The organism is Rhizobium sp. BR 314 (genome assembly GCF_047445805.1).
In the GTDB taxonomy this organism is placed as follows: Bacteria; Pseudomonadota; Alphaproteobacteria; order Rhizobiales; family Rhizobiaceae; genus Rhizobium; species Rhizobium lusitanum_B.
Genome location: NZ_JARWLA010000033.1, coordinates 16,945 through 36,183, shown reverse-complemented (window position 1 = coordinate 36,183; position 19,239 = coordinate 16,945). Strand labels below are relative to the sequence as shown.

The 19,239-nt window shown below is 59.6% G+C and carries 16 protein-coding genes; 5 read left to right on the top strand and 11 right to left on the bottom strand.

Translation table 11 applies throughout. From position 1 onward, the window contains the following. Positions 1-11: 11 nt before the first annotated feature. The 5 genes from QD461_RS28775 to QD461_RS28755 all read right to left on the bottom strand — a co-directional run bounded on the left by QD461_RS28775 (position 12) and on the right by QD461_RS28755 (position 4,054). Positions 12-1,157, bottom strand: coding sequence for an alpha-hydroxy acid oxidase (locus QD461_RS28775; RefSeq protein ID WP_414090644.1), 1,146 nt, complete (start codon positions 1,155-1,157; stop codon positions 12-14). A gap of 74 nt (positions 1,158-1,231) precedes the next feature. After that, the gene (locus QD461_RS28770; protein WP_414090682.1) at positions 1,232-1,696 is read right to left on the bottom strand and encodes an N-acetyltransferase family protein; all 465 of its coding nucleotides are present in this window, start codon (positions 1,694-1,696) and stop codon (positions 1,232-1,234) included. 2 nt (positions 1,697-1,698) lie between these two features. After that, positions 1,699-2,499: a glutamate racemase gene (gene murI / locus QD461_RS28765; protein ID WP_199150404.1), complete on the bottom strand. Its 801-nt coding sequence runs from the start codon at positions 2,497-2,499 to the stop codon at positions 1,699-1,701. Further along, on the bottom strand, positions 2,480-3,334 hold the full coding sequence (locus QD461_RS28760) for an RNA methyltransferase (RefSeq protein ID WP_414090643.1): 855 nt from the start codon (positions 3,332-3,334) through the stop codon (positions 2,480-2,482). The genes murI and QD461_RS28760 overlap by 20 nt, the downstream gene beginning before the upstream one ends. A gap of 114 nt (positions 3,335-3,448) precedes the next feature. Beyond that, on the bottom strand, positions 3,449-4,054 hold the full coding sequence (locus tag QD461_RS28755) for a hypothetical protein (RefSeq protein WP_414090642.1): 606 nt from the start codon (positions 4,052-4,054) through the stop codon (positions 3,449-3,451). Between the two features lie 221 nt (positions 4,055-4,275). Here QD461_RS28755 and QD461_RS28750 point away from each other — a divergent pair, with 221 nt between their 5' ends. Together QD461_RS28750 and QD461_RS28745 are read left to right on the top strand one after the other, a co-directional pair. After that, positions 4,276-5,490: an NADP-dependent isocitrate dehydrogenase gene (locus QD461_RS28750; protein WP_184704110.1), complete on the top strand. Its 1,215-nt coding sequence runs from the start codon at positions 4,276-4,278 to the stop codon at positions 5,488-5,490. 121 nt (positions 5,491-5,611) lie between these two features. Next, positions 5,612-6,238 carry a glutathione S-transferase family protein gene (locus QD461_RS28745; protein ID WP_414090641.1) on the top strand — a complete coding sequence of 209 codons (627 nt, stop codon included), beginning with the start codon at positions 5,612-5,614 and terminating at the stop codon, positions 6,236-6,238. Between the two features lie 49 nt (positions 6,239-6,287). Here QD461_RS28745 and QD461_RS28740 read toward each other — a convergent pair whose 3' ends face one another. The 3 genes from QD461_RS28740 to recA form a co-directional block, all read right to left on the bottom strand. Then, complete coding sequence (locus tag QD461_RS28740; protein WP_414090640.1) at positions 6,288-7,139, bottom strand: AraC family transcriptional regulator; 852 nt, start codon at positions 7,137-7,139, stop codon at positions 6,288-6,290. Positions 7,140-7,275: 136 nt separating this feature from the next. After that, entirely contained in the window at positions 7,276-9,936 is a 2,661-nt protein-coding gene (gene alaS, locus QD461_RS28735; protein WP_414090639.1) for an alanine--tRNA ligase, read from the bottom strand. Between the two features lie 172 nt (positions 9,937-10,108). Then, complete coding sequence (recA, locus tag QD461_RS28730; RefSeq protein ID WP_414090638.1) at positions 10,109-11,197, bottom strand: recombinase RecA; 1,089 nt, start codon at positions 11,195-11,197, stop codon at positions 10,109-10,111. A 240-nt stretch (positions 11,198-11,437) separates the two neighbouring features. Between recA and QD461_RS28725 the strand changes: the two genes are divergently transcribed. Together QD461_RS28725 and QD461_RS28720 are read left to right on the top strand one after the other, a co-directional pair. Further along, entirely contained in the window at positions 11,438-12,382 is a 945-nt protein-coding gene (locus QD461_RS28725; RefSeq protein ID WP_414090637.1) for a carbohydrate kinase family protein, read from the top strand. A gap of 46 nt (positions 12,383-12,428) precedes the next feature. Then, positions 12,429-13,355 (top strand): pseudouridine-5'-phosphate glycosidase, encoded by a 927-nt coding sequence (locus QD461_RS28720; protein WP_414090636.1) that lies wholly within the window; start codon positions 12,429-12,431, stop codon positions 13,353-13,355. Between the two features lie 72 nt (positions 13,356-13,427). On the opposite strand, the gene trpS is transcribed toward QD461_RS28720, so the two are convergent. Both trpS and cckA read right to left on the bottom strand, forming a co-directional pair. Then, positions 13,428-14,447: a tryptophan--tRNA ligase gene (trpS, locus tag QD461_RS28715; RefSeq protein WP_414090635.1), complete on the bottom strand. Its 1,020-nt coding sequence runs from the start codon at positions 14,445-14,447 to the stop codon at positions 13,428-13,430. Between the two features lie 221 nt (positions 14,448-14,668). Further along, the gene (gene cckA / locus QD461_RS28710) at positions 14,669-17,287 is read right to left on the bottom strand and encodes a cell cycle histidine kinase CckA (RefSeq protein ID WP_414090634.1); all 2,619 of its coding nucleotides are present in this window, start codon (positions 17,285-17,287) and stop codon (positions 14,669-14,671) included. A gap of 289 nt (positions 17,288-17,576) precedes the next feature. Here cckA and QD461_RS28705 point away from each other — a divergent pair, with 289 nt between their 5' ends. Next, positions 17,577-18,512 (top strand): flagellar biosynthetic protein FliO, encoded by a 936-nt coding sequence (locus tag QD461_RS28705; protein ID WP_414090633.1) that lies wholly within the window; start codon positions 17,577-17,579, stop codon positions 18,510-18,512. Between the two features lie 86 nt (positions 18,513-18,598). Here the strand turns inward: QD461_RS28705 and dksA are convergent, their stop codons facing one another. After that, on the bottom strand, positions 18,599-19,018 hold the full coding sequence (dksA, locus tag QD461_RS28700) for an RNA polymerase-binding protein DksA (protein WP_004109001.1): 420 nt from the start codon (positions 19,016-19,018) through the stop codon (positions 18,599-18,601). Positions 19,019-19,239: the final 221 nt, after the last annotated feature.

The following is a 19,239-nucleotide window of genomic DNA, read 5'->3' as shown; positions in this document are numbered from 1 at the left end:
GATTGCGAGATCTACCTGAACCGCAGATTGGCCCGCGACAGCTGGCTGACGGAGCTGCAGCCCATCAGCTTCATGTCGCGCTCGACTTCGGTACGCAGATGCCGCAATGCGCGCTCCACGCCCGCCTGACCGGCGGCAGCCAGAGGATAAAGATAGAAGCGGCCGAGGCCGACCGCCTTGGCGCCGAGCGACAAGGCTTTCAGGACATGCGTGCCGCGCTGAATGCCGCCATCCATCATCACATCGATGCGGTGCCCGACGGCGTCGACGATCTCGGCCAGTTGATCGAATGCTGAGCGAGAACCGTCCAGCTGTCGCCCACCATGGTTCGAGAGCACGATGCCGGTGCAGCCGATATCGACGGCGCGCTTGGCGTCCTCGACCGACATGATGCCCTTCAGGCAGAACTGCCCGTTCCAATGCTTCACCATTTCGGCAACGTCGTTCCAGTTCATCGACGGATCGAGCATCTCGGTAAAATACTTGCCGATCGACATGGCGCCGCCGCTCATATCCACATGCTCGTCGAGCTGCGGCAGCCGGAACTTCTCGTGCGTGACATAGTTCAGCGCCCAGGCAGGCTTGATGGCGAACTGGGTAAGGCCTGCGAGATTGAGCTTGAACGGAATGGAGAAACCGGTACGCAGATCGCGCTCGCGATTGCCGCCGGTGATGCTGTCTACGGTCAGCATCATCACATTGATGCCGGCGTCCTTCGCCCGCTCCATCATCGCCCGGTTCAGCCCACGATCCTTGTGGAAATAGAACTGATAGACCTGCGGCCCCTGATACTTCTTGCGTATTTCCTCAAGACTGACGGTGCCGAGCGAAGAGACCCCGAACATCGTTCCGAGAGAAGCCGCAGCGGCGGCAACTGCATTCTCGCCCTGATGGTGAAACAGCCGCTGCAGCGCCGTCGGCGAGCAGTAGAATGGCGTCGCGAGCTTTTGTCCCATGACGGTGACAGACATATCGATCTCACTCACCCCACGCAGGACGTTGGGAACGAGATCGCAGCTTTCGAAGCTCGATGTGTTTCGCCGCAGGGTCACCTCATCGTCGGCTGCGCCGTCGATATAGTTGAAGATCGGGCTGGGAAGACGCTTTTTCGCGAGTAGGCGAAAATCATGGAAGTTGTAGCATTCACGCAGGCGCATGGCTTGCCTCGGCATTCTCAAAAGACATCAACTATCGAACTCCCGCTAATCCCGCCGTTCATACCGGTCGTGCATTACATCCGGTGCAGACGTGCTTCCCATTTGTAGAGCACATCCGGTTCCTTTTCCTCATTGCCTGCCCCGTCCGACTCGTCAACCACGAAGAAGCCGTGCTTCTCGTAAAAGCGGCGCGCCGGCGCATTTCTCTGGAAGGTCCAGAGCGAGAGCACCGGATAGCTGGATTTCGCCACATCAAGCAGGCGGCCGCCGATGCCGCGCCCTTGGGCCTCGGGCAAAACATAGAGCTGGTCGATCCAATCCTCGAGAAAGGCGATGACGCCCACCAATCGGCCGCCCTCTTCTGCGCCCCAGATCTGGCAATCCTTGTAGACGACGGCGCTCCAGAAACCGACATCCTCTTCGGGCGTATGAAGGCCGCTAAGCGTCGGCAGCCGTTCGTCGAAGGACGCGCGGTGGACCGCCGCAGCGGCCGGCATGTCGGCAAATTCGAGTTTACGCAACGAAATCTTGTCGGTCATCATCAAGCCTTCAGTCCAAAACCCTGCATCAGCCGGCGGGTGGGAAAATCCGGCGCACCTGACGTGAACACCGCAAAGTCGAAATTGTCGGGATGGACCGCATCGGCCGCTTGTGGCACCAGGCTGCGGGCGCGCCTCGCGATCGCCTCGGCGGGATCCAGCCAATCGACCGGCCACGGCGCCAGCCGACGAAAAATATTGGCCATGAACGGATAATGTGTGCAGGCGAGCACGACGATATCGGTCTTGCGGCCATCCATCTCGACGAAGCACTGGTCGATCTCCGTCATGACAGCCTCGTCGGCAATCGCATCGCCGCGAATATAGCTCTCCGCAAGGCGCGCCAGATTTTCCGATCCGACAAGCCGGACATGGCATTGGGTGGCGAAAGACTGGATCAGATCGCGCGTATAAGCTCGTTTGACCGTGCCTGGCGTCGCCAGCACCGAAACTAGGCCTGAACGCGTCCGCTCCGCAGCCGGCTTGATCGCCGGCACCGTGCCAATGAAGGTCATCTGCGGAAAAGCCGCGCGCAAATCAGCCCCGACAAGCGTGAAGGCTGTATTGCAGGCGATGATGCAGACTTCCGGATCATATTGCGCAAGCAGCTTTGCAAAGAGATCGACAACGCGTTGCTTCAGCGCCGGCTCTTCCCAGCCGCCATAAGGAAAGCCGGCATCGTCAGCGACATAGATGAAACCGCGCTCCGGCATCAGCACCCGCGCCTCCCGTAGCACGGTCAAACCGCCGATTCCTGAATCGAAGACGAGGATCGGTTTCAGCTCATTCGCCGCTGCTGTCATCGCTGATGGTTTCCTTGGGCGCCTTGGAGGAGGTTTTGCCGGGCCGGGGATGCGAACCGCTACCGCGCGGAGACTTCCGCGTGAAGCGATCAAGGGAAGATATCACCCCGCGAAGGACGCTGATTTCCTGCTCGGTAAACGCCCGGCGCGAGAGGACTGCGCGAAGATTGTCGACCATTTTCGGCTTTTTCCCGGCGGGATGGAAATAATTGCGCGCATCGAGCGCTTCCTCCAACTGGTCAAAAAGGCCGAAAAGCTGATCCTTCGTCGAGGGTCGCTGTTCCAGCGCCTGGAACGGCACCGCACCAAGATCCTCCATGCCCGATTTCATCCACTCATAGGACATCAGCAGCACGGCTTGCGCGATGTTGAGCGAAGCGAAGGCAGGGTTGACCGGAAAGGTGACGATTTCGTCGGCCAGCGCCACTTCCTCATTCGTCAGGCCCCAGCGCTCGCGCCCGAAGAGAATACCGGTGCCCTCGCCCGCCTTGAACTTCGCGCGAAGGGTTTCGGCCGCAACGACTGGCGAGCGAACCGGCTTGTAGCCGTCCCGTTCCCGCGCGGTCGTCGCATAGACGAAGTTGAGATCCGATATCGCCTGTTCCAGCGTGTCGTAGACCTTCGTCGCTTCAATGATGTGATCCGCCTTGGAGGCGGTGGCCTGCGCCCTCTCGTTGGGCCAGCCATCGCGCGGATTGACGAGGCGCAGCTCGGCAAGGCCGAAATTCGCCATGGCGCGCGCCACCATCCCGATATTCTCGCCCATCTGCGGCTCGACCAGAATGACGGCCGGCCCCTCGGCCAGAAGTTGACGTTCGCTGTTCGTGCCTGCCATGGTGCTCAAATCTCCGCACGCGAACCCAGCCGCGCCATTTACGGGTCGCAATAGCGGCACACCAACCGATCGGCAAGGTTTTTGCGCGCGGGCTCGGTAATGCTGTTCGCCCGATTATTGCGGATTGGCCGGCTTCGCCTGATCCGTGGGCTGCTGTTGCTGATCGGCAGGCTGTTGTTGCTGCTGTTTTACGAGATCCTGCATCACGTTTTTCAGTGAGCTCGGATTACCATTGTCATCGTTCGTGACGATATCGTCGATGACGGGCTTTCCACCCTCTTCGATCACCTCGAAGCGCACCGTCGTCATCTTCTGATAGTCGGCATCCGAGCCCATGCAGGTGGATTTCTTGAAGGTCGCCAACACTTCCGTTGTATTGTTCTTGGGTGGTTGCGCGACGATCTTCATCTCCTCAAGCGGACACGCATCCTGCGCATTGACGATCACATCGTAATCGAAAGGCGAAATCCCATCTTCATCCGCGGCAGGAAATTGCGCTGCCGCCTGATACTTTGCCGCGAAATCCTTGCTGTAGACATTCTTGAGCTTGTCCTCGCCGAAAATATCCTGCCAGTCGCTGTCGCCGCCCGCCCAGTTCGAGACGGTCGCATCCATAATGACCTTGACCGGCGTCGTCGCATCGGCGGCGAGCGCCATATGCGCACCGAGCGAAAACTGAAAGAGCGTGAGGGCAAGCGCGGATACGGCAAATTTCTGCATGATACGATTCCGTTGCGATCGGCAAAACATGCGCGACATTAGACCCATCGACCGCTTTGGCAATGCCCGATCGCAAAATGCCAATGATGTCACGAATGATCAAAAACGCGACGCGGGAGGCTCTAGCGGCTTTGCGTTCGCTGCTTGCAGTGTTATAGCGCTCGGGACTTCACATTACCCACAGGGCCATCCGGTCCCACCAGCTTAAACGAGGCAGAAGTATGAAGAAGATCAAGGTCGCTAACCCCGTTGCCGATCTCGATGGCGATGAAATGACTCGCATCATCTGGCAGTTTATCAAAGACAAATTGATCTACCCCTACCTCGATATCGATATCGACTATTACGATCTCTCGGTTCAGAACCGCGACGCGACCAACGACCAGGTCACCGTCGATGCCGCCAACGCCATCAAGAAGCACGGCGTCGGCATCAAGTGCGCGACGATCACCCCGGACGAAGATCGCGTCAAGGAATTCAACCTGAAGCAGATGTGGAAGAGCCCGAACGGCACGATCCGCAACATCCTCGGCGGCGTCATCTTCCGCGAGCCGATCATCTGCAACAACGTACCGCGCCTCGTTCCCGGCTGGACCAAGCCGATCGTCGTCGGCCGTCACGCCTTCGGCGACCAGTACCGCGCAACCGATTTCAAGTTCCCGGGCAAGGGCAAGCTAACCATCAAATTCGTCGGCGAAGACGGCACGGTCATTGAAAAGGACGTATTCGACGCCCCCGGCGCCGGCGTTGCCATGGCCATGTACAACCTCGACGAGTCGATCCGCGAGTTCGCGCGCGCCTCGATGATGTACGGCCTGATGCGCAAGTGGCCGGTCTACCTCTCCACAAAGAACACCATCCTCAAGGCCTATGACGGCCGCTTCAAGGACATCTTCGAGGAAGTCTACCAGAACGAGTTCAAGGCGCAGTTCGACGAAGTCGGCATCACCTACGAACACCGCCTGATTGACGACATGGTCGCTTCCGCGCTGAAGTGGTCCGGTGGTTACGTCTGGGCCTGCAAGAACTACGACGGCGACGTCCAGTCCGACACGGTCGCTCAGGGCTTCGGCTCGCTCGGTCTGATGACCTCGGTTCTCCTGACGCCGGACGGCAAGACGGTGGAAGCTGAAGCCGCACACGGTACGGTGACCCGTCACTACCGCCAGCACCAGAAGGGCCAGGAAACCTCGACGAACTCGATCGCGTCGATCTTCGCCTGGACCCGCGGCCTCGCTCATCGTGCCAAGCTCGACGATAACGCCGAACTCGCGAAGTTCGCCGCCACGCTCGAAAAGGTCTGCGTAGACACCGTCGAAGCCGGCTTCATGACCAAGGACCTAGCGCTGCTCATCGGCCCGGATCAGCCGTGGCTCTCGACCACCGCATTCCTCGACAAGATCGACGAAAACCTTCAGAAGGCCATGGCTGCCTAAGCCTCGTCGACAATGAGCCCCTTGAAGACCCGGCCCTAGCGCCGGGTTTTCTTTTGTCCGGAAGCTTGCCGTCGCAGTCGGCCGGTGGCAACAATGCGCGCGTCAAAAATGGGAGAGACAAATGGCCGAAGAACTCGTTTTCTATACAAACCCCATGTCACGCGGACGCATCGCTCGCTGGATGCTTGAGGAAATCGGCCAGCCCTATCGCACCGAATATCTCGATTACGGTACGACGATGAAGTCACCCGAATATCTCTCCGTGAACCCCATGGGCAAAGTGCCTGCGATCAAGCATGGCGATACCGTCGTCACCGAGGGTGCTGCCATCTGCGCCTATCTGGCCGAAACTTTTCCGGATGTTGGCCTTGCGCCGACCGCGGCCGAACGCGGTCGCTATTTCCGCTGGATGTTCTTTACTGCCGGCCCTTTGGAAGCGGCAGTTACCATCCGCGCGCTTGGCTTCGAAATTCCGCCGGAACGTCAGCGAATGGCGGGCTGCGGCAGCATCCAAAGCGTGCTCGATACGATCGAATATGCAGTCTCAAGCTCGCCATTCATCGCCGGCGACCGCTTCACGGCCGCCGACGTCTATGTCGGTTCGCATATTGGCTGGGGTCTCAACTTCGGCACGATCGAGAAGCGCCAGGCCTTCATCGATTATTGGGCTCGGGTCACCGACCGCGACGCATACCGCCGCGGTAACGAGATCGACAACGCTGCCATGCCGAAAAAGGAAAACAGTTGAATATACAATGCGCTGAAGAGAAATCCTCAGCCCAAATTCCTATATGCCGTTATTTCAGCGGCATATAGATATCGGTCAGAAGCTCCGTCGGCGGCACGTCGCGCGGATTGTTGATGTATTCCTCAAACATGACGGTATCGCGCAACTGTCGCCCGGAAGCCGGCAGCCACTGCGCATAGAGCCATTGATAGGCCTTGTGCATGTTTGCGTAAGGTCCCTTGTGGCGCAGCACGGCATATTCGCCGCCTTCAAGTGAGCGCCGCTCCAAGGGAGCATCGGCAGCGACAGTTTCCGCCGCGCTGACGCAGGCGTAAGAGCGCAACTTATCGACAGCAACGACATCGGGATCATCGAGATAGATGCCAATCATGCGCATATTTGGCCCGGCAAGCCCGCGAGTGAAGATCGTGCCGAAAAGCGTTTCGAAAGCCTGACCAATCTGCATGTAGGAACCGCTATGAGCGACACCGACGAGCGAAATCGGAGAAATGGTGCGAAGCGTAACGTCGAACAAGAGAGTAGTCCTTCCTTGGATATTGGGTTCGAAGATCGTGTGGCTTCCCTCATTCCGATATCGCGCCGGCGGCATGCCGTAGACGGATCCAAAGATGCGGTTGAACGACTGGAGGTTGGGATAGCCCGACCGCTTTGCAATGTTGCTGACGGATAGACGGGTGTTGACGAGATCGCCCGCGGCGCGATGCAGCCGAAGCCGCTTGACCGTTGCCGCCGCCGTCTCGCCGTATATCGCCCGATAGATCCTGTGCCAGTGATAGCTGGACATACAGGCGATCTCGGCGAGCTTTTCCATATCAAGTTCATCGTCCAGATGCTCATGGATATAGGCCGAAACCCGCCGCAACCGGGTCTCGTAAAGCGTCCACGCCGTTCCACCACTCATGTCAACTCCCTTGCAAATCGATCGGCCCGACAAGACCATAACCTGATTTGACAAATCCTGCTGACTTGCGCTCGCAAAAAGAAATGGCGGATACCGAAGTATCCGCCATTGTCATTATAGACAGAAAATCAGTCTGTTAGCCGGCAAGCGCCGCAGCAATCGCCTCGATCGCTTCGTCGGCCTTATTGCCATCTGGACCGCCGGCCTGCGCCATGTCGGGACGCCCGCCGCCGCCCTTGCCGCCGAGGGCAGCTGACGCGACGCGCACGAGATCGACGGCACTTGCGCGGCCGATCAGATCCTCGGTAACGGCCACGACAGCACTGGCCTTGCCATCTTCGGAAACACCGATCAGCGCAACCACGCCCGAGCCGAGGCTTGCCTTGGCCTCATCCGCAAGACCCTTCAGATCCTTCGGATCGACGCCGGAGATGGCCTTGCCGAGGAACTTGACGCCGTTGACGTCGCGTACCGCATCGGCAGAGCCGCCCTGACCGCCGCCCATGGCAAGCTTGCGCTTGGCGTCTGCCAATTCGCGTTCCAGCTTGCGGCGCTCGTCCATCAAGGCTTCGACGCGCGAAACCACCTCTGCCGGCTGGACCTTCAATGTCGAGGCGAGGCTCTTCACGCGATCATCCTGCTCGGCGAGATAGTCACGCGCGGATTCGCCGGTGACAGCTTCGATGCGGCGCACGCCGGCACCGACGGCGCTGTCGCCGAGGATGCGCACCAGGCCGATCTGGCCAGTGGCGGACACATGCGTGCCGCCGCACAGCTCGATGGAATAGGCCTTGCCGGCCTTGGTGCCGCGCACGCCCTGCCCCATGGAAACGACGCGAACTTCGTCGCCATACTTTTCGCCGAACAGCGCCATTGCTCCTTCTGCGATCGCGTCGTCGACGCTCATCAGACGGGTTGTGACCGGCGAGTTCTGCAAGACGATCTCGTTGGCCATCTCTTCAACGACCTTCAGCTCCTCGGCCGTCATCGGCTTCGGATGCGAAACGTCGAAGCGCAGGCGCTCCGGCGCGACCAGCGAACCCTTCTGGGCGACGTGGGTGCCGAGCACTTCGCGAAGAGCTTCGTGCAGCAGATGGGTGGCCGAATGGTTGGCGCGCAGGCGCGAACGCCTGTTATGATCGACCGTCAGCACGACGGCATCGCCAACCTTGATCTTACCTTCAGAAACTTCCGAGCTATGAACGAAAAGGCCTTCGCCCTTTTTCTGGGTGTCGCCAACAGCAAGCTTGCTGTGGTCGCTTGCGATGACGCCCGTATCGCCCATCTGACCACCGGACTCGCCGTAGAACGGCGTCTGGTTGACGATGACCTGCACCTTCTCGCCGGCAGACGCGCTGTCAACCGCGACGCCGTCCTTGATGATCGCCTGGATCACGCCCTCGGCCGTTTCCGTGTCGTAGCCGAGGAATTCGGTCGCGCCGAGCTTCTCCTTGAGCTCGAACCAGATGGTTTCGGTCGCCTTGTCGCCGGAGCCGGCCCAATGCGAACGTGCCTCTGCCTTCTGGCGCTCCATGGCGTCGGTAAAGCTGGAGGTATCGACGCCGATGCCGCGGGCGCGTAATGCATCCTGCGTCAGATCGAGCGGGAAGCCATAGGTGTCGTAGAGCTTGAAAGCGGTTTCGCCGTCCAGGCTGTCGCCCTTGTGCAGGTCCGAGGAGGCATCGTTGAGCAGCGACAGGCCGCGCTCCAGCGTCTTGCGGAAACGGGTTTCTTCCAGCTTCAATGTCTCGGAGGTCAGCGCCTCAGCGCGAACCAGCTCGGGATAGGCACGGCCCATCTGCTGGATCAGCGCCGGCAGCAGCTTCCACATTAGCGGCTCCTTGGCACCAAGCAACTGCGCATGACGCATCGCGCGGCGCATGATGCGGCGAAGCACGTAGCCGCGGCCTTCGTTCGACGGCAGCACGCCATCGGCAATCAGGAAGGCGGAAGAGCGCAGATGGTCGGCGATGACGCGGTGGCTGGCGCGATGCTCACCCTCGGCCTTGACGCCGGTCGCCTCTTCCGAAGCTTCGATCAGCGCACGGAAGAGATCGATATCATAATTGTCATGCTTGCCCTGCAGAACCGCGGCAACGCGCTCGAGGCCCATGCCGGTGTCGATCGACGGACGCGGCAGGTCGACACGCTGTTCCTTGGTGATCTGCTCGAACTGCATGAAGACGAGGTTCCAGATCTCGATGAAGCGGTCGCCGTCTTCTTCCGGAGAACCGGGAGGGCCACCCCAGATATGATCGCCGTGATCGTAGAAGATTTCCGAACAGGGCCCACAAGGACCGGTATCGCCCATCGCCCAGAAATTGTCATTGGTAGCGATACGAATGATCTTGTCATCGGAAAGACCGGCGATCTTCTTCCAGAGGTTAAAGGCGTCATCGTCCGTGTGGTAGACCGTGACCAGCAGGCGCTTGGCGTCGAGGCCGAATTCCTTGGTGATCAGGTTCCAGGCAAGCTCGATGGCACGCTCCTTGAAATAGTCGCCAAAAGAGAAGTTGCCGAGCATCTCGAAGAAGGTGTGATGGCGCGCGGTGTAGCCGACATTGTCGAGGTCGTTGTGCTTGCCGCCGGCGCGCACGCATTTCTGCGCGGTCGAAGCCGTTGTATAAGGGCGCTGTTCCAAGCCGGTGAAGACGTTCTTGAACTGCACCATGCCGGCATTGGTGAACATCAATGTCGGATCGTTGCGCGGGACGAGCGGGCTCGACGGCACGATCTCGTGGCCGTTTTTCTTAAAATAGTCGAGGAAGGTCGACCGGATTTCATTCACACCGCTCATAGGGGGCCCTTCAGTACTGCCGTCAACAACTTGCTTCAAAGTCAGTGGCTTTTATCGTTCGCTCCGGGCGCTGTCCAGCCGCACGAACAAAACCGGCCGCACATCCCTTGGACAATACGGCCGGTTTCAGCATTTAATCTTGTCTTACGCCGGGAATTGCTCCCGAAATTCCTTATTCGCCGCCGGCATCGCCATCGTCGCCGGCATCCGGACCGCCATTCTGCAGGAAGCGGTCGGCAATCAGGCCGGCGTTCTGGCGCAGAGACAGTTCGATCTCGCGAGCTAGATCCGGATTGTCGCGCAGGAAGATTTTCGCATTTTCTCGGCCCTGACCGAGGCGCTGGCTGTTGTAGGAGAACCAGGCGCCCGACTTCTCGACGATGCCTGCCTTGACGCCCAGATCGACCAGCTCGCCGGTCTTGGAAACGCCTTCGCCATACATGATGTCGAATTCGACCTGCTTAAAGGGAGGCGCCATCTTGTTCTTGACGACCTTCACGCGGGTCTGGTTGCCGATCACCTCTTCGCGTTCCTTGACCGCGCCGATACGACGGATATCGAGGCGAACCGAGGCGTAGAACTTCAGCGCGTTACCGCCGGTCGTCGTTTCTGGCGAGCCGAACATGACGCCGATCTTCATGCGGATCTGGTTGATGAAGATCACCATGCAGTTCGATTTCGAAATCGAGGCAGTGAGCTTGCGCAGCGCCTGGCTCATCAGACGGGCCTGCAGGCCCGGCAGGCTGTCGCCCATTTCGCCTTCGATTTCGGCGCGCGGCGTCAATGCCGCAACGGAGTCGACGACGAGAACGTCGATGGCGCCGGAGCGCACCAGCGTGTCGGTGATTTCAAGCGCCTGCTCACCGGTATCCGGCTGCGAGATCAGCAGGTTCTGAAGGTCGACGCCGAGCTTGCGGGCATAGACCGGATCGAGCGCATGTTCAGCGTCGACGAAGGCGCAGATGCCGCCTTTCTTCTGGGCCTCTGCGATGGTCTGCAGCGCCAGCGTCGTCTTACCGGAGCTTTCCGGTCCATAGATTTCGATGATACGACCCTTCGGCAAGCCGCCGATGCCGAGGGCAATATCCAGGCTCAGAGAGCCGGTGGAAACCGTTTCGATTTCAACCACGTTCTCGTTTGAGCCGAGCTTCATGATCGAGCCCTTGCCGAACGACCGCTCAATTTGAGAGAGTGCCGCTTCAAGTGCCTTGCTTTTATCCACCGATTTGTCCTCTACAAGCCGCAAAGAATTCTGAGACATTCGATCCACCTTTAGGTTATTGAAGCCGCTCAAGCAATGTCGCCGCTGATGAGAATTATGTACTCTATTTGTTCTCTAGTCACAAGAGCACAACAAGCAATTGAAAGAAAAAGGTAAAATGAATTCCGTTCTACTTTTGTTTTCTCTTTTCTTACCAGATACTTACATATCTGGGACGATCGGTTCCGCCATGTCGGCAGACGGCTCGATTCGCTTTTTTTGATTGCTGAGGAAAACCATATGGCGAAGAAGATTCTCGTTCTCGGCGGCGCTCACGTCGATCGTCGCGGCCGCATTTTCGGCGAGACGGCGCCCGGAGCCAGCAACCCCGGAGCATGGTTCGAGGAGCCAGGCGGCGGCGGCTTCAATGCGGCCCGCAATCTCGCCCGCCTCGGCTTCGACGTGCGGATGATTTCGCCTCGCGGCGGCGATCCCTCGGGCGAGATGGTGGCTGAAGCCGCAAGCCACGCCGGCGTCGATGATACGCCCTTCGTCTTCCTCGACCGCAAGACGCCGAGCTACACCGCGATCCTCGAGCGTGACGGCAATCTGGTCATCGCGCTTGCCGATATGGAACTCTACCAGCTGTTCTCACCGCGGCGCCTGGCGATTCGCGCCGTTCGCGATGCGTTCGAGGCAGCCGATCTCGTTCTCTGCGACGCCAATCTGCCAGCCGAGACTCTCACCGCAATCGCTATGAAGGCGGCTGCAGGCGGCAAGCCCGTTGCAGCCATCGCAATCTCGCCCGCCAAGGTCATGCGACTGAAACCTTGCCTTGCCGGCATCGATCATCTCTTTCTCAATGAAGCGGAAGCCGCAGCACTAACAGGCCATCGGCCGGAAGACCCGCGTGAATGGGTGAGCGGATTGCGGGCGCTCGGGTTGCGCAATGGCGTCATCACCCGCGGCAAACGCGAGCTGATTGCATTCTCGCACAATGCGGTCGTCAGCCTGCAGCCGCCCATCGTCGAAAATGTCGCCGATGTCACCGGTGCCGGAGATTCGCTGGCTTCAGGCGTTCTGGCCGCCCTGCTTGCCGGTCACGATCTCGCGGAAGCCGTTCGTCACGGCACGGCGGCAGCGGCGATTACGGTGCAATCCCCGTTCGCGACGGCCGAAAATCTCTCGCCCGAACTGCTAAACTCGATGTTGGCCCTTGTTCCCAAGGCCGAAATTCTGTCATGAAGCCTCTTCAAAACGCCTAAATAGTTTCAGTGAATTGGAAACGAAAATGACCCAGCCTATCTCGCCCCTGCTTCCGATCGCCTATTCGAAGGAAGTTGCTGCCGCCAAGCTGCGCGGTGCGCCGATCGTCGCTCTCGAGTCGACCATCATCACCCATGGAATGCCCTACCCGGGCAATATCGAGATGGCCCGCAGCGTCGAAGCGATCATCCGGCAGAAGGGCGCCGTACCGGCAACCATCGCCGTCATTCACGGCACCTTGCATATCGGCCTTGAGCCGGAGGAACTGGAAGCGCTCGCCAAGACGGAAGGCGCCATGAAGGTCTCGCGTGCCGACATCGCCTTTGCGATCGCCGAGCGCCGCACCGGCGCAACCACTGTTGCCGCAACGATGATCGCGGCTGCCCGCGCCGGCATCAAGGTATTCGCAACCGGCGGCATCGGCGGCGTGCACCGCGGCGCAGAAGAGAGCTTCGATATCTCGGCCGATCTTGAAGAACTCGCCCGCACCGGCGTGATCGTCGTCTGCGCCGGCGCCAAGGCCATCCTCGACATTCCGAAGACGCTCGAAGTACTCGAAACCCGCGGCGTTCCGGTTGTCACCTATGACAGCGCCGAATTCCCGGCCTTTTGGTCGCGCTCTTCCGGCCTGCCGAGCCCGCTGACCCTGAACAGTCCCGCTGCGATCGCCAACTTCCAGACCACCCGCGAACAGCTCGGCATCGACGGCGGCATGCTGATCGCCAACCCGGTTCCGGAAGGCGACGAAATCCCGCGCGAGGAGATGGAAATCTACATCGAGCGCGCCCTCGACAGCGCTGCCCGCGACGAGATTGCCGGCAAGGCAGTCACGCCCTATCTGCTAAGCACCATCTTCGACATCACCGAAGGCCGCAGCCTCAAGACCAACATCGCTCTGGTCGAAAACAATGCACGTCTCGGCGCGGAAATCGCGGTTGCTCTCGCGGAATAGCTAGTACTGCCACCACGACAAAGGGCCGGGCGTTTCGCACGATCGCCCGGCCCTTTGCATTTCGGGATTCCTTCAGGCCAGCGTGAACAGGCCCAGGGCGTTTCGCAGCTCGGCGAGCGTCGCCTCCGTCCGTTCCCTCGCCCTCCGCGTACCATCGCGCATGACACCCATCACATAATCCGGCGCCTCAGCATAACGAGCACGCCGTTCTCGAATGGGTGCAAGTAGTGCCTGCAGAATGTCCTCAAGCTGTCTCTTCAGGGTGACATCCCCGAGGCCACCTCGGCGGTAATGCGCCTTCATCTCCCCGACCAGCTGCCGGTCGTCACAGAAAGCATCCAGATAGGTGAAGACGACGTTTCCCTCTACTTTGCCGGAATCAACGACCTTGAGATGATCAGAGTCAGTATACATGCGCCGCACCGCAGCACTGATATCATCCGGCGATGCCGAAAGCGCGATAGCGTTGCCCTGCGATTTGCTCATCTTCGCCTTGCCATCGACGCCGGGCAATCTTCCGACGCTCGGCACCATGGCCGTAGCTTCCACGAGGATCGCGCGTCCGATCTGCCGGTTGAGGCGACGAACGATCTCGTTGGTCTGCTCGATCAGGGGCGTCTGATCCTCGCCGACCGGCACGACAGACGCCTTGAAGGCGGTGATATCAGCGGCCTGCGCCACCGGATAGCAGAGGAAACCCGCCGGCACATCTCTCTCGAAGCCACGCAGTTGGATTTCCGTCTTGATCGTCGGATTGCGCTCGAGGCGGCTCACGGTGACGAAATTCATATAGAGCAGCGTCAATTCCGCCAGCGCCGGTAGTGCGGATTGCACGCAGATCGTCGTCAGCGCCGGATCTATGCCGACGGCAAGATAGTCGATGGCAACCTCCAGAACATTGCGGCGAACCTTTTCGGGGTCTCCGGCATTGTCTGTCAATGCCTGCGTATCGGCCAAAAGCAGGAATTGTTGGTGGCTGCGCTGAAGCGCAACCCGGCTCTTCAGCGAGCCGACATAATGGCCGAGATGGAGTGGGCCGGTTGTCCGATCGCCCGTCAGGATGACGGGACGGGTATCGATGGGGGAAGACATTCTTTGCTCCGCAAAAGGAGCCGCCGCAATCGGGAAGGGAATTGAAATGAACATGCCTGCCGGATCACGGCGGCAGGGTCGATTTCAAGATATGACGACTGCCGCTCCTAGAAGGAGCGCCACCACATTTGGCAAATTGGCTTGGCAAGGTCGATCATACGCGATTGATTACACCTTTGCGCTGCAGTCGGCAACAGTAAGAGGCGAGCAACGCCTCTCACTTAATCCTTGTCCAGCGTCTCGCGCACGACCACAGCAAGCTGCTTCAGCGAGAACGGTTTCGGCAGGAAGCCGAACTGCGCATCGGCAGGCAGATTTCGGGCGAATGCGTCCTCGGCATAGCCCGAGACGAAGATGAACTTCAGATCCGGATACTTCTTGCGCAGCTCGCGGAGCAGCGAAGGACCGTCCATTTCAGGCATCACGACATCCGACACGACGACATCGACCTGGCCATCGAGTTCGTCCATGATATCCAGCGCCTCGACACCAGAGCCGGCCTCGTGGACCGTATATCCGCGCGTCTCGAGCATACGCTTGCCGCCGCGGCGAACTGCCTCCTCGTCTTCGACCAGAAGAACGACGGCGGATTTTCCGGTCAGATCGGCCGGTTCTTCAGCGGGGGTGACAGCTGCAACGCTCTGGTCCATCGCGGTGACATCGCGGCTTTCCGGCGCCTTCGCTTCGGTGACGGCAGGCATTTCGACGATGTGGCGCGGCAGGAAGATGCGGAAGGTCGTTCCCTTGCCCACTTCCGATTCCGGCTGGATATAGCCGCCGGACTGCTTGACGATACCGTAGACCATCGCCAGCCCGAGACCGGTACCCTTACCGACTTCCTTGGTGGTGAAGAAGGGCTCGAAGATCTTGTCCATGATCTCGGGCGCGATGCCGGTGCCGGTATCGCTGACCTCGATGAGAACCATGTCTTCATGCGGCAGATAAGGGTAATTGAAGGCGCTGACATCGGTCGCGAGCAAATTGCGGGTGCGCAGCGTCAGCATGCCGCCGCCCGGCATCGCATCGCGAGCGTTGACGCAGAGATTGATAATTACCTGCTCGAACTGCGACAGGTCGGTTTTCACCGGCCAGAGATCGCGGCCATAATCGACGTCGAGCTTGACATGCGTACCCGACAGCAGCCGGTCCACCAGCATGCGCAGATCGCCGATCACATCGGTCAAGTTGAGCACGGTCGGCCGCATCGTCTGCTTGCGCGAGAAGGCCAGCAGCTGGCGAACCAGCACCGCCGCACGATTGGCGTTGCGCTTGATTTCCATTAGATCCGCAAAGCTTGCATCGGAGGGTCGGGCTTGCAGCAGCAGATGATCGGAAGACAATAAGATCGCGGTCAACACATTGTTGAAGTCATGCGCGATGCCGCCAGCAAGCGTGCCGACAGCGTTCAGCTTCTGCGTCTGCGCCATCTGCGTCTCGAGCGCCTTCTGCTCAGTCACCTCGACCGCATAGACGATCGCAGCCTCCTCCGGCGCCTCGTCGGTCTGGTCGATAACGGCATTGACATAGAAGCGGAAATGCCGCGTATCGTCCTTCGGATTTCGGGAGTCGATGGGCGGGATATCGCCCTGCCGATCCTTGGCGGCGGCCAGTGCCTGATGCAGTCGCGACCGGTCGCTCTCGTTGACGATGGTCTCCAGCGCCGCACCGCGTTCGATATCGTCGCGTGAAACGAGATCAGAGAAAAGTTTCAGGAATGGCGCGTTGGTACGCAGAATGCGGCCGCTGCCATCGACGGACGCGATCGCCATCGGCGTATTGTTGAAGAAGCGGCTGAAGCGCATGGCTGCCGCCGAAGCCGAGTGTTCCGTATCGCCGCCATTCTGCCGGGTCAGCACGATGGTGCGGCTTTCACCCGGAGCGCCATCGCGCATCGACGTGACACTGTGGACGATCTGCACCGGCAGACTCTGGCCGTTGGAACGCCGCAGATCGAGATCGAGCGTCACCGTCTTCTTGAAGCCAGGTTCGGCCTGCACGGACTGGATGAGCGCCAGCCCCTCCCCGGCCACGAGATCGCCTATGGTCATGGATCCCGGCACGAATTTCGTAAGATCGAAACCAAGCCACTCTGCCAGCGTCGCGTTAAGATAGAAAATCTCACCCTTGCGACCGGCAGAGAAGAAACCGGCCGGCGCGTGATCGAGATAATCGATCGCGTTCTGAAGCTCTTTGAAGAAGCGCTCCTGATCATCGCGTTCTGAGGTGATGTCGGTGATCTGCCAGATGTGCAGCGCGTTGCTTCCGCCCTGCTCCGGCTGCAGCACCCGCGCCTTCAATCGATACCAATGCGCTCCCTGGCCTATTCCATTGAAAGGACCGAGCGGCTTCAGCAGCCGAAACTCCTCCGACCCCTCCTTGCCGTCACGCAAGCCGTTGGCGAGGCGGTAGAGAGCCTCGTTCGACTCGCGATTGCGGGAGAGCAGCGTCTCGAGAGACTGCACCTCGGTCGCCTTGTTGGCTCCCGTCAGCCGTCCGTAGGCGGCATTGGCGTAGACGATGCGGCCCTTCTCATCCGTGATCAGCGTGCCGTCCGGATGGCTGTTCAGAAACGAGCGCGCCAGGCTATCGGACTGGGGCTGCGGCATGACCTCGACGAAGCCGATGATCGAGGAAACCAGAAAGAAAATGCCGACCATGGCAAGAATGCCGAGGCCGCCGAGCACGGCTTCATTGTCGAGCTGGCTCTTGAACAGGACGAAAGCGGCTGCGGCAGCCATGAGAACGAGCGCAAGCAGGATGATGCGCAGCACGGTTCCGGAACGAACCCCGCGATCCACCAGCGGCACGCTATACTCGTCGGACGGACGCTGCTTCGTCATAAACCCCTCGTCTGCGCCGTTCTCCTCGCGACATGTCTAAACACTACGGATCGCCGGAGTCGGACCTTTCGAATCTTCTTTACCAATTTGCATGACAGGCAAAAAGCTTTGCAGGGCCAGAAAGGCTTGAATTCACAAGCAAGAGAGCCCGAGAGGCTATAATCTCATCTTGTATCCCGCTAGATCCTGTCCTTATGATCGCCGCATAGGAAGACCAAAGTCACAGCATCTACTTTGCAGTGGTTGCGCCTCGGCCGCGACATCGGGGACAAATACGGAGTATCTCGACATGTGGGACGACATTGCCGGAGCCTATGGCAGCCGCTTTTTCCTCGCAGCCGGTGGGGTTGCCCTCGCTCTTATCTTACTCGTTGGCGTTCTATGGATCTTGCGAAATCGGGCGCCATCGCCCTTCGTGCGCGGCGGCAAGAGCCGTCAACCGCGCCTGCAGGTGCTGGATGCCGCAGCGGTTGATGCCCGTCGACGGCTTGTGCTCGTGCGGCGCGACGGCATCGAACATCTGATCATGATCGGCGGCCCGACCGATATCGTCATCGAAACCGGCATTTCCGATCCGACGAAGGCAGGTGCCGCGGCATCGCTCGACATTTCCGCTGCCACGCCCGAAAACCGGCCGCAGCTGCAACAGAGGGTCGCCGAGCCGAACAGTCCGCCGGTCGCACTTCCCGTGCAGCGTCAGCAGCCTGCGGAAGACTCGCTCGAAGCCTATCTGCGCTCCGGGTCTGTCGCTGCCGCAACACCAAAGCCAGCGCCGCAACCGGTCGAACGCGCGCCCCAGCCGCTCGCAGCGCCGCCGCAGCGCGCCCCTCAGCCGGCACCCGTCATAACCGAGGCGGAGGCTGCCGACATATTGGATGCGGCCCGCCATGCCGTGCTGCCGCCTCAGGCCCAGCCGCAGCCGGTACGGGCCGCACCGGTCGAACCGACTGTCACTCCGCCGGTCGCGCAGCCTGCCTCCAATGATGCCGCCAACGATTTCCAGAAGATATTGGAAGCGGAAATGTCGAAGAACTTGACGGCCGAGCGGATCATTCCAAGCGCTCCGCCTCAGCGCCAGGTTCAGCAACAACCCGCGGCTGCTGCCAGCCACTCTCCTGCGCAACGCGTCGAGCCGGAACTTGCGCCGATGACCGGGGCAGATAGTGCCCTTCAGAAGGAAGTGGCGCGCATCTTCGGTGAAATGAGCGTCAGCCGCGACAAATAAAACGAAGCAGGTGACATCCTGGAATCAAAAAGGCACGGCGGATATTCCGCCGTGCCTTTTTGATTCGGTCGAAACCGGCCGTCTCTTTATTCGTCGCGATAAACCTTCTCACGGCGCTCATGACGTTCCTGCGCTTCGATCGACAAGGTGGCGATCGGACGTGCATCGAGACGCTTGAGGCCGATCGGCTCGCCGGTTTCTTCACAGTAGCCGTAAGTGCCGTCTTCAATGCGCTGCAAGGCGGCATCGATTTTCGAGATAAGTTTACGCTGGCGGTCTCGAGCCCGAAGTTCGATGGCTCTATCCGTTTCTGAGGAGGCCCGATCGGCGAGATCGGGATGATTTGCGCTTTCTTCTGCCAGGTGATCCAGGGTTTCGCGCGCTTCTCTTAGGATATCGTTTTTCCAGGCTATCAGCTTCGCTCTGAAGTAGGCTCGCTGATTAAGGTTCATGAACTCCTCGTCTTCCGAGGGCACGTAGTTACTAAGATCGATCTTCTCACTCAACGCGATTCTCCTGAAGAACATCTCATATGGCGGGGTGTATATCCCAACCGCTAGTGCCGATTCAAGCCAAATAGACGCTGTCAACTGATTTTTAAATTTGTCATAAATTTCAGCTAAGTGTATATTTTTTCATCATATATTGGCTTTGCCGGAAAATCGGCATTTTTAAAACCTTGGCGAGACTATGCGCTGGATCGCGATTCGGGCGGTCTCGCGGCGGT